10 protein-coding genes are annotated in these 11222 nt (G+C 58.3%); 9 read left to right on the top strand and 1 reads right to left on the bottom strand.

What is annotated here, in order from left to right:
- Nucleotides 1-112: 112 nt before the first annotated feature.
- From IRT44_RS14890 to IRT44_RS14920, 7 genes are all read left to right on the top strand, one after another.
- Complete coding sequence (locus tag IRT44_RS14890; protein ID WP_171564902.1) at nt 113-652, top strand: dUTP diphosphatase; 540 nt, start codon at nt 113-115, stop codon at nt 650-652.
- A 149-nt stretch (nt 653-801) separates the two neighbouring features.
- Nucleotides 802-1446 (top strand): MOSC domain-containing protein, encoded by a 645-nt coding sequence (locus IRT44_RS14895; protein ID WP_171564901.1) that lies wholly within the window; start codon nt 802-804, stop codon nt 1444-1446.
- Between the two features lie 268 nt (nt 1447-1714).
- Nucleotides 1715-2764, top strand: a complete 1050-nt coding sequence (locus IRT44_RS14900; protein ID WP_212131988.1) for a sulfate ABC transporter substrate-binding protein — start codon at nt 1715-1717, stop codon at nt 2762-2764.
- A gap of 35 nt (nt 2765-2799) precedes the next feature.
- Entirely contained in the window at nt 2800-3645 is an 846-nt protein-coding gene (gene cysT / locus IRT44_RS14905; protein ID WP_171564899.1) for a sulfate ABC transporter permease subunit CysT, read from the top strand.
- A 3-nt stretch (nt 3646-3648) separates the two neighbouring features.
- Complete coding sequence (cysW, locus tag IRT44_RS14910; protein ID WP_171564898.1) at nt 3649-4509, top strand: sulfate ABC transporter permease subunit CysW; 861 nt, start codon at nt 3649-3651, stop codon at nt 4507-4509.
- A complete protein-coding gene (locus IRT44_RS14915; protein WP_171564897.1) occupies nt 4509-5633 on the top strand; it encodes a sulfate/molybdate ABC transporter ATP-binding protein in 1125 nt (374 codons plus the stop codon). The genes cysW and IRT44_RS14915 overlap by 1 nt, the downstream gene beginning before the upstream one ends.
- Nucleotides 5634-6019: 386 nt before the next feature.
- A complete protein-coding gene (locus tag IRT44_RS14920) occupies nt 6020-7633 on the top strand; it encodes an ABC-F family ATP-binding cassette domain-containing protein (protein ID WP_171564896.1) in 1614 nt (537 codons plus the stop codon).
- Between the two features lie 86 nt (nt 7634-7719).
- Here the strand turns inward: IRT44_RS14920 and IRT44_RS14925 are convergent, their stop codons facing one another.
- Nucleotides 7720-9342, bottom strand: a complete 1623-nt coding sequence (locus IRT44_RS14925) for a PucR family transcriptional regulator (RefSeq protein WP_171564895.1) — start codon at nt 9340-9342, stop codon at nt 7720-7722.
- Nucleotides 9343-9516: 174 nt separating this feature from the next.
- Between IRT44_RS14925 and IRT44_RS14930 the strand changes: the two genes are divergently transcribed.
- Together IRT44_RS14930 and IRT44_RS14935 are read left to right on the top strand one after the other, a co-directional pair.
- The gene (locus tag IRT44_RS14930; RefSeq protein WP_171564894.1) at nt 9517-9717 is read left to right on the top strand and encodes a DUF3311 domain-containing protein; all 201 of its coding nucleotides are present in this window, start codon (nt 9517-9519) and stop codon (nt 9715-9717) included.
- The gene (locus IRT44_RS14935; protein ID WP_171564893.1) at nt 9714-11201 is read left to right on the top strand and encodes a sodium:solute symporter family protein; all 1488 of its coding nucleotides are present in this window, start codon (nt 9714-9716) and stop codon (nt 11199-11201) included. Before IRT44_RS14930 ends, IRT44_RS14935 begins: the two co-directional genes overlap by 4 nt.
- The last annotated feature ends 21 nt before the right edge of the window (nt 11202-11222 follow it).

The raw sequence follows: 11222 nt of genomic DNA on the forward strand, positions 1-11222 counted from the left end.
GTGATGCAGATCGACTTCTAAAGCAATCTTTTGCACCACATCGAGCGGCTTTGCATGCAGCGATCTGTAATGGTAGGTAAAACACGTATCCATCTACAAGGAGAGACCTGTTATGAGCACAATCGCAATCAATCAACGGCTGGTTGCACCGGTGAAAATCAAACTGCTGCACCAAGACGCCGTCATTCCCCGCTATGCACGGGCGTTTGACGCCGGCTTCGACCTGGTGGCAGTGGAGGATGTCTTGATACCGCCTGGGCAGACGGCAAAGATCCCCACAGGGCTTGCCTTTGCCCTGCCGGATGGTTACGAACTGCAGGTGCGGCCTCGTTCCGGCATCAGCGCCAAGACAAAACTGCGCATCAGCAATGCACCTGGTACCGTAGACGCCGGATACCGGGGGGAAGTGTGCGTGCTGATGGACAACACCCGCATGCCGTCCGGCGAAATCGGCGATACCTGCCTGGACGTCAGTGAAAAAACGGTGAAAGTCGACCGGGAAGTAGACAGCCACACCTATCTGATCCGCAAAGGCGACCGCATCGCCCAGGGCGTGCTGGCCCTCGTCCCATTGGCACAGTTTGAAGTCGTGGACGAGCTTGATGAGACGGAGCGCGGCGCTGGCGGGTTTGGCAGCAGCGGTGTCCAGTAAGTCTTCCGGACCGATTCCCAAGCAGTAACACCCTTGACCGCCTGTCTGTCATGACAGGGTCAAGGGTGTTTTTATTGGATTCCTATTTTACACTCAGAGGGATGGCCTCTGTGGTACAATGAGCAGAAAATGGAAGGGAGGTGGTCTTTGTGGAAGTGGTATCCGTCAATGCAGGAAAGCCGCAGTCTGTCACCTATCAGGGCAAGGAGCTGAGCACCGGCATATTCAAACAGCCGGTAAATGGTCCCGTCTATCTGGACTGGACGCAGTTGGAGGGTGACGGGCAGGCTGACCTGCGCTACCACGGCGGCCCCGACAAGGCCCTCTGTGTCTACAGCGCCGATCATTATCCGCATTGGGAAAACGTGCTGAAACAGCCCTTGATTCCCGCTGCATTCGGGGAAAACATCACGGTTCGCGGGCTGACAGAAGAAGCGGTCTGCATCGGGGACATCTTTCAATTGGGGGAGGCGGTGGTGCAGGTGAGCCAGCCGCGCCGTCCCTGTTTCAAACTAAACGTCAGGTACGGACGGACCGATCTGGTAGATCTCGTGCAGCAGACCGGATTCAGCGGCTTTTACTTCCGCGTGCTGCAGCCGGGCCTGATCGGGACGGACATGCCGTTTCGCCTGCTTGAGCGGCAGCATGCAGAGGTAAGCGTCGCCTTTGTCAACCGGATCAGGTATCACGACAAGGGCAACCGCGCCGCCATCGAGCGGATACTGGCGGTAAAGGAACTGTCTGACAGTTGGCGCGCGGCATTTGAATCGAGACTGTCGGCAGGACAAGCGTAAACGGACAGACTGCATCGGCTGTTCGCGGCCCCATCACCTAGCGCAGCGGACCTTGTCTGCATCTTTGCGGCACCCATACAGAGGGTGTCGTATTTTTTTCGCGTGCCGAGACGAACGCTGCCCATGCTGGACGCATAGGGTAAATTGACGTCACTGGTGCCCGACTGGATTATGGGGGAAAAAAGGGTTGACAGGGAGAAAAAAGCGGAAATACAATACATATAATTCCGATTAAATTACTATGACTTTATCTGGGGGAGTAACAGGCATGGACCATTCGAAACATGTTCGCCGACCGTTTTACAAATCACTGCTGCCAATCGTCCTGGCGTTCAGTCTGGCCGGCTGTGGCGGGGCGTCGGGTGGAGAGCAGACTGGTTCCGGTACGGGTGTCGAGCTTCTCAACGTCTCCTACGACCCGACCCGTGAATTGTATCAGGATATCAATGAACACTTTGCAAAGTATTGGAACGAGAAAACGGGACAGATCGTTACTATCAAGCAGTCTCACGGGGGATCGGGGAAGCAGTCCCGCTCCGTCATCGACGGTCTGGAGGCGGATGTCGTGACGCTGGCTCTGGCCTATGACATCGACGCCATCGCCCAATACGGCCTGCTGCCCGCTGAATGGCAGAAACGCCTGCCGGACAACAGCTCGCCGTACACATCCACGATCGTCTTCCTGGTGCGCAAGGGCAACCCGAAACAAATCAAGGATTGGGACGATCTGGTGAAGCCGGGCATCTCTGTCATCACCCCCAATCCCAAAACATCGGGCGGCGCCCGTTGGAATTATCTTGCCGCCTGGGGATATGCGCTGAAGAAACATAACGGCGACGAAACGAAAGCCAGGGAGTTTGTCACCGCCCTGTTGAAAAACGTACCGGTGCTCGACTCCGGCGCGCGCGGCGCCACCACCACCTTTGTGGAACGGGGCATCGGCGACGTGCTGCTCGCCTGGGAAAACGAAGCCTACCTGGCGATCAACGAGCTGGGCAAGGACAAATTTGAAATCGTCAATCCGTCTGTCAGCATCCTGGCGGAACCGCCCGTCGCGGTGGTGGACAAAAACGTCGACAAACACAACACGCGTGAGGTTGCCGAAGCGTATCTCCAGTTCCTCTACAGCAAAGAGGGGCAGGAGTTGGCCGCCAAGCATTACTACCGTCCCCGTTCCGAAGAAGTGAGAAAGGCAAATCAAGACAAGTTTCCCGACATTGAGCTGTTCACCATCGACGAAGTGTTCGGCGGCTGGGAGAACGCCCAGAAGACCCATTTTGCGGACGGAGGCGTGTTTGACCAGATTTACCAACCTTGATTATCTCGATTTTGTTGTTGTAGGGAGTGCCATCCATGAACAAATCTAAGCGAACCAGAGGGGTCTTGCCCGGATTTGGTCTGACCATGGGCTATACCGTGATTTACTTGAGCCTGCTGGTGCTGATCCCGCTCTCGGTCCTGTTCCTGAAGACCTCCAGCATGACGTGGGACCAGTTTGTCGACACGGTGATGAATCGGCGGGTGATCGCGTCGTTTCAGGTCAGTTTCCTGACCTCCTTTTTCGCGGCGTGCCTGAATGCGGTGTTTGGCGTGCTCGTGGCCTGGGTGCTGGCACGGTACCAGTTTCCGGGGAAGCGGGTGATTGACGGGATCGTCGACCTGCCGTTCGCCCTGCCCACCGCCGTGGCGGGGATCGCGCTGGCCACCATTTATGCGGAAACCGGCTGGATCGGTCAGTGGTTTGCCGTCTTGGGGATTAAAATCGCCTATACACCGCTGGGCATTTTGGTGGCACTGACATTTATCGGACTGCCGTTCGTGGTCCGAACCGTCCAGCCGGTCCTGCAAGACTTGGACAGACAAGTGGAAGAAGCCGCGGCGACACTGGGAGCGACGCGGTGGCAGACGTTTACCCGCGTGATACTGCCTCATCTGCTTCCGGCGGTGGTTACGGGATTCGCGCTGGCGTTTGCGCGAGCACTGGGTGAATACGGCTCCGTCGTGTTTATTTCCGGAAACATGCCGCTGAAGACCGAGATCGTGCCGCTGTTGATCATGACCAAGCTGGAGCAGTTCGACTACACGGGGGCAACGGCCATCGCCTCTGTCATGTTGGTCGCTTCATTTGTGATGCTGCTGGTGATCAATTACCTGCAGTGGAAGACGAATAAACTGAACGCTGCCCGATCGGAGGGATAACCTTTGACCAAACAGACGGAACCTGTTGTCGTGCGCTGGCTGTTGATCGGCACTGCCCTTGTCTTTTTGGGATTGTTTCTGATCGTTCCCTTGATCGCGGTCTTTTCCCAGGCCTTCCGCCAGGGGGTGGACGTGTTTCTCGAAGCGGTGCGCGATCCGGATACGCTCGCCGCTGTCAAGCTCACCCTGCTGACGGCGGCAATCAGCGTCCCGCTCAACGTCGTGTTCGGGGTGGCAGCGGCGTGGGCGATCGCCAAGTTTTCCTTCCGCGGAAAAAACGTGCTGCTGACGCTGATCGACCTGCCATTTGCCGTCTCGCCGGTCATCTCCGGATTGATTTTCGTACTGCTGTTCGGCAGTCAGGGGTTGTTTGGCCCCTGGTTGGAGGCGCACAATCTGAAAATCATCTTCGCCGTGCCGGGGATTGTGTTGGCGACCACGTTCGTCACCTTTCCATTCGTCGCCCGTGAGCTGATCCCGGTCATGGAGGCGCAGGGGAAGGACGAGGAGGAGGCTGCGCTGTCGCTGGGGGCAAACGGTTGGCAGACGTTTTTCCGCATCACGCTGCCCAACGTCAAGTGGGGGCTGTTATACGGTGTGATTCTCTGTAACGCCCGGGCGATGGGAGAGTTTGGCGCCGTGTCAGTCGTCTCCGGCCACATTCGCGGTCAGACCAACACCCTGCCCTTGCATGTGGAGATTCTGTACAACGAGTACAACTTTGTCGCCGCGTTTGCCGTCGCCACGCTGCTGGCCGCCCTGGCACTGGTGACGCTGGTGGTAAAAAGCGTCATCGAATGGAAGACAGAGCGGCAAGAGCAGGCGGAGGCACCTCAGTTTCATGCGATGGGAGAGGCTAGCTGATGAGCATAAAAGTGGTCAACATCACCAAATCATACGGGTCGTTTACGGCCGTCAAAGACGTCAGCCTGGAAATTCCCGAGGGCAAGCTGGTCGCGCTGCTGGGGCCGTCCGGCTCGGGCAAGACGACGCTGCTCAGGTTGATTGCCGGTCTGGAGTCGCCGGACCGAGGGCAAATTTACTTCAACGGGGAGGACAACACGCATCGCGACGTGAGAGAGCGCCGCGTCGGGTTTGTCTTCCAGCATTACGCGCTGTTTCGGCACATGACCATTTTTGACAACGTCGCGTTCGGCCTGACCGTCCGCCCGCGCAAGTTCCGGCCGTCAAAAGAAGAGATACGCGAACGGGTCCATGAACTCTTGCGCCTGGTTCAGCTTGAGGGATTGGCCCACCGCTATCCGTCCCAGCTTTCCGGCGGACAGCGGCAGCGGGTCGCGCTGGCCAGGGCGTTGGCTGTCGAGCCGAAGTATCTCCTGCTGGACGAACCGTTTGGGGCGCTGGACGCCAAAGTACGGCAGGATTTGCGCCGCTGGCTTCGCCGCCTGCACGAAAAGCTGAAGCTGACGATCGTGTTTGTTACACACGATCAGGAAGAGGCGCTGGAGCTGGCCGACAGTGTGGTGGTGATGAACGAAGGGCGGGTGGAGCAAACCGGCTCGTCGCAGGAGGTATACCACCAACCGGCCAATCCGTTCGTCTACGGCTTCCTCGGCAGGGTCAACCTGTTTCAGGGGCGTATCCGCGGCGGCAAAGTGACCCTGGGGAATGCGGAGTTTACGGCGGAATGGTCCAATCAATCCGAGGAACTTCCAGCCGTCGGCTACGTCCGTCCGCACGATGTGGAGCTCAGCCGGACGCCGCAGCACGCGCAGAGCCTGGCTGCCGAGGTGCGGCACATCTACGCGTTGGGGTCGCTCATGAGGCTGGAGCTGAAGCGGCTGGATACCCAGGAGACGTTGGAAGCGGAAGTGACCCTGCAGCAATTTGCCGAGCTGAACGTCCAGACGGGCGACACCCTGTACATTACGCTGCGCAACGTGTATGTCTACGTGGAGCCGGAGAACCGGTTTGTCCAGGCGGCGCTGCCGGCTGCCTCCGCGCTGGCTCTGCGGGCAAACGGTTAGGAGAAGAACATGAAAAAACCGGTCTGCGGTGCGGACCGGTTTTTTATGACCGTTATTCCCCGCGCTGTTTGGAGCGCGTTTCTTCTTTACCGATCGTAGTAGAGGACCGGGTTTGCGACGGATTTTCCTTGTCGCCTTGTTCGTTTTTGACTCCGTTATGCTTGGACATCTGTTTCCACCCCTTTCCGCGATTGGCATGAGCTGTATCGGTAGTGTGCCCGCGATGCCGTTGTTCTATCAGCGTAGGAAGGGAACGTGCCGCTGTCCGCTGCGTCTGCTGTTTCAGCCGGCGAAGTCGCGACGCCCGATCGACTTGCCTTTTTGCAAAACAGAACAGGTTCTGCTAAGATAAATGTTTGAACGATTGGAAAAAGGCAGGTATTGCGATGATTAGCACACATAACGTGACGCTGCGTTACGGCAAGCGCGTCCTGTTTGAAGACGTCTCTATCAAGTTTACACCCGGCAACTGCTACGGCCTGATCGGCGCAAACGGCGCCGGGAAGTCCACGTTTTTAAAAATTCTCGCCGGAGAAATCGAGCCGACCAGCGGACACGTTTCGGTGACGCCCGGCGAACGGATCGCCGTGCTGAAACAGAACCACTTCGAGTTCGACGAATACGAGGTGCTGAAAACCGTCATCATGGGGCACAAGCGCCTCTATGAAATCATGGAAGAGAAAAACGCGCTCTACATGAAGCCGGACTTCAGCGAGGAGGACGGCATGCGCGCGTCCCAACTGGAAGCGGAGTTTGAGGAGCTGAACGGCTGGATGGCCGAAGCTGACGCCGCTGAACTGCTCACCGGGCTGGGCATCCCGGCCGAGCTGCACGACAAAAAGATGAAAGATCTCACCGGTAACGAAAAAGTGCGCGTGCTGCTCGCCCAGGCGCTTTTCGGCAACCCGCACATTCTGCTCCTTGACGAGCCGACCAACCACCTGGACATCGAATCGATCCGCTGGCTGGAAAACTTCCTGGCTGACTACGAAAACACGGTCATCGTCGTCTCCCACGACCGTCACTTCCTGAACAAGGTGTGCACGCACATCGCCGACATCGACTTTGGCAAAATCCAGCTGTACGTGGGCAACTACGATTTCTGGTACGAATCCAGCCAACTGGCGCTGAAGATGGCCAAGGAACAGAACAAAAAGAAGGAAGAGAAAATCAAGGAACTGCAGGAGTTCATCGCCCGGTTCAGCGCCAACGCCTCCAAGTCGAGGCAGGCGACCTCCCGCAAGAAGCTGCTGGAGAAGATCACGCTGGAGGACATCAAACCGTCCAACCGCCGCTATCCGTTTATCAATTTCAAGCCCGATCGGGAAGCGGGCAAGAACCTGCTGGCGATTGAGGGCTTGAGCAAGACGGTCGACGGCGAAAAGCTGTTCGAAAACCTGACGCTGACGATCAACAAAGGGGACAAAGTGGCCTTTGTCGGCCCCAACGAGCTGGCCAAAACCACGCTGTTCCGCATTTTGATGGGCGAAGTCGAGCCGGACAGCGGCACGTTTGAGTGGGGAGTCACCACGTCCCGGGCGTATTTCCCAAAGGACAACTCCGAGTATTTCAATACCGACCTGACCCTGGTCGATTGGCTGCGTCAGTATTCCAAAGAACAGGACGAGACATTTATCCGCAGCTACCTCGGCCGGATGCTCTTCTCCGGCGACGAATCGCTGAAAAAGGCAAACGTCCTCTCCGGCGGCGAAAAGGTGCGCTGCATGCTTGCGAAAATGATGCTCTCCGGCGCCAACGTGCTGATTCTGGACGAACCGACCAACCACCTGGACCTGGAGTCGATTACGGCGCTGAACAACGGGCTGATCGACTTCGAAGGCACGATTTTGTTCGTCTCCCACGACCACCAGTTCGTGCAGACGATCGCCAACCGCATTATCGAAATCACACCGAAAGGCGTCATCGACAAGTTGATGACCTACGATGAATACCTGGAAAGCGAAGAGATCAAGCGGCTGCGCGAAGAACATTACGCGTAAGGCCGGTCGTTTTCCCCCTATGCCCCCGGCTCTTCCTTTGTGAGGAGCAGGGGCTTTTTTTGTCTGTCTCCCGGCTAAAGAATTCCTCATCCAGCGCTGTGCACGGTCAGCGCGATGCGAAACAGAAGCTGGTCCCGGCCGCATTCCGGCTGCAGGCCGGTCAGCTCGCGGATCAGATGCAGCCGGTACTTGACGGTGTTTTTGTGCACGAACAGTTTTTCCGCCGCCACCGCGTGATTGCCATCGGCCTCCAAAAACGCGCGCAAAGTGCGAACGAGCTGTCCGTTCCGCTCCCGGTCGTAGCGGTTCAGACTGTTCAGACATTCATCGGCCAGGCGCCTGGCTTCCTGTTCGGGGCTCGCTGCAAACAGCACCCGTTCCAGGCCCAGCCGGGCAAACCATCGCACGACCAACGGCGCTGATTGGCCGTCGGCGGAGGCATTCGAGACGGCGTTCAGGGCGGCCCGGCACGCGATCACCGCTTCCCGATAACTGTGCGGGACGGCCTCCAAACCGGGATGGAGGCGTCCGATGCCCAAACAGAGCGGGCGCGTATGACGGCGGGCGATGCGCTTAACGCTCTCCACGGCCTCTGGGGATGGCTCCGCCGAGCCCGCGTCGGCGGGGAACAGGAGCAGAATCCGGTTCTCACGGTCCAGGCCGCAGAGTACGGACGGGGAGATATGTTCCCACTCGCTCCGCAGCGCCTCCAATAGAGAAACCCGCTCCCTCCAGGTGTGCATGATGTCGGGAGCGCCGGCATCGCTCAGCACAGCGGCAGCATAGTGGTCCGCCAGGCTCCAGCCGGCTTCTTCTGCTTTGCGGTAGAGGAGGTCGCGCGAAGCGTCACAGCCGCCGACCAGCAAGTGCAGGAAGTCGTTGCGAAAACGCTGGCAGGCCGCTGCGAGCGTCTGGTGCCGCTCGATTTCCAGCGAAAGCAGCGCGGCTGTCTGTTCTATCGCCACCTTTTCCCACGGGTGGAGGTCACGTTCCACCTCCCACAGCAGGATGGCCCCCTGTGTTTCGCCGTTGTGCAGAAGCCAGCGAATCAGGTGACGATCCCGGTAACGCGTGAGGGGCTCACGGGCGGATGCATTCGGGCCTGTCCGGCCGAGCAGCTTTTCCAGCGGCGGTGCGTGGGTGACAGAGGCAGGTACGTCCAGCTTTTTCCGAGGGGTACGCAGGTAGATACTGATTGGCCGCTCCAGGATGTGATACAGCAGTTCGGCCAGATTTTCCACACTCCCTCCGCTGGTGAGATGGCGGTGAAACCGTTCGTAGATGGCGTGGGTCCGGTCCAGTTCCTGCCGTTGTTTGGCGTTGATGTAGCTGGTGACCGGCACGATCACATCCGACCAGCCCTTTTCCATGGGAAACGAAAGCACCGGCATCTGCCTTTCATTGGCACGGTCAATCACCGCTTCCGGGAGCGCGTCGATGTACCGGCCCAGCTTGATGGCAAACCCAGGTGTTCCCCGTTCCGCCAGGGCGTCGATCAACTGGATCAAGCCGGAAGCGGTTTCCCGCCCTTGGGCGACAAACGGAAAACCGGTCGTCAGGACAAATTCTCCCGGTCGCAGCCAGAGATGGCCGTCGGGTGAATCAAACGACGTGACCCCGTGCAGTTCCTTGTCCAGAAACGCTTCCCCGGCCAACACATCAGTGGTGTCCATGCCGGCCACCTCGATCAATTCACGCACAGTAATCATCTGACTCCTCCCCATACGCTGCATGTGTCGTTCGTTGGTCCCGCAGACAAAAAGCGCCGGTTCTTTCTGGCTGACGGGACAAAGGAAAAGAGTGAATCTTTCGATAATAGTAGCATACAAGTCCGACAAGCCGGCCGGCAATGGGACAAACCGCATACCAAAAGGGGGATGAGAATGAAGGTCAAATATGCGCTGGGTGCGCTGCCGTTTATTGGAATGCTGGGCGGGGTGGCGTTTGTCAACCGGGTGGAACCGTACGTGTTGGGCATGCCTTTTGTGCTGTTTTGGATTGTCATGTGGGTGGTGCTGACCTCGCTTATCATGTTGGCCGTCAACAAGCTGGACCAATCCGACAGAAAGGGGGAGAAGCTGTGAATCCGGCACTCGTCATCCTTTTTCTGTTTCTTGCCCTGTCGCTTTTCCTCGGCATCCGCGCCCAGAGAGGAAAAGACATGAACATGGAGCAGTGGACGGTAGGCGGGCGCGGCTTTGGATCGGTCTTCATCTTCCTGCTCGTTGCCGGCGAGATCTACACCACATTCACGTTTCTGGGCGGCAGCGGCTGGGCGTACTCGAAAGGCGCCCCCTCCTACTACGTGCTGGCATACATTTCGCTTGCGTACGTGCTGTCCTACTGGCTGCTGCCGCCTATCTGGCGGTACGCCAAGGAGCACAGGCTGGTTTCCCAACCCGATTTTTTCGTCAGCAAGTACAACAGTCCGATGCTCGGCATCCTTGTCTCCACGGTTGGCGTGCTGGCGATCATTCCATACCTGGTGCTGCAGTTTAAAGGGCTCGGGATTATCGTGTCGGAGACCTCGTACGGGACGATTGCTCCGACGGCCGCCGTCTGGATCGGCGTGCTGGCGGTGACCATCTACGTCATGATCTCCGGCATTCACGGCTCCGCCTGGACGGCGGTAATCAAGGACATCATGATCTTTTTCGTGGTCGTCTTCCTCGGACTGTATCTGCCCTATCACTACTACGGCGGGATACAGCCGATGTTTGAAGCGGTGGATGCGGCCAAGCCGGGCTTCTTGATTTTCCCTGACGAAGGGATGAGCATCTCCTGGTTTGTCTCCACCGTGCTCTTGACCGTGTTCGGGTTTTACATGTGGCCGCATACGTTCGGCTCCGTGTTTTCCGCCAAAAATGAAAACGTGTTTCGCAAAAACACGGTCGTGCTGCCGCTTTATACCCTGATGCTGCTGTTCGTCTTCTTCGTTGGATTCACCGCGATCCTGCAGGTTCCCGGACTGCAGGGAGCGGAGGGCGACCTGTCGCTTTTGCGGCTGTCGATACGGACGTTTGACCCCTGGGTGGTGGGACTGATCGGCGCGGCCGGTTTGCTCACGGCCCTGGTGCCCGGGTCGATGCTGCTGATGACGGCTGCCACCCTGTTGGCGAAAAACGTGATCCACGTGTTTGTGCCTGCGGCCACAGAAGAGCGGATCGGCCGCATCGCCAAAGGGCTGGTGCCCGTGCTCTCGCTGATCTGCCTGTATTACACGCTGAGCGGGGGAGAGGCGCTGGTCACGCTGCTGTTGATGGGATACAGCCTGGTGACGCAGTTGTTTCCGGCGCTGCTGTTCAGCCTGCCCGCACGTCCGCTGGTCAACAAGTACGGTGCGTTTGCGGGCATTGCCTGCGGCGTGCTGACGGTTGTCTACGTGACGGTGGCCGATGTGACGATAGGCACACTGTTTCCATCACTGCCGGCCTTCATCAAGGACATCAACGTGGGCGTGATTGCCCTGCTCATCAACGTGGCGGTGATGGGGGTGGTCCATGTCCTGACCGCCCGGCTGACAGCGTCCGGGACTCGGGCAGCGGCGGAAAAGTCGCCGACAATCTAGGGGCAGGAAAAGGGAGGGGAT

Origin of the sequence: Brevibacillus sedimenti (assembly GCF_020923495.1) — a bacterium.
GTDB lineage: Bacteria > Bacillota > Bacilli > Brevibacillales > Brevibacillaceae > Brevibacillus > Brevibacillus aydinogluensis.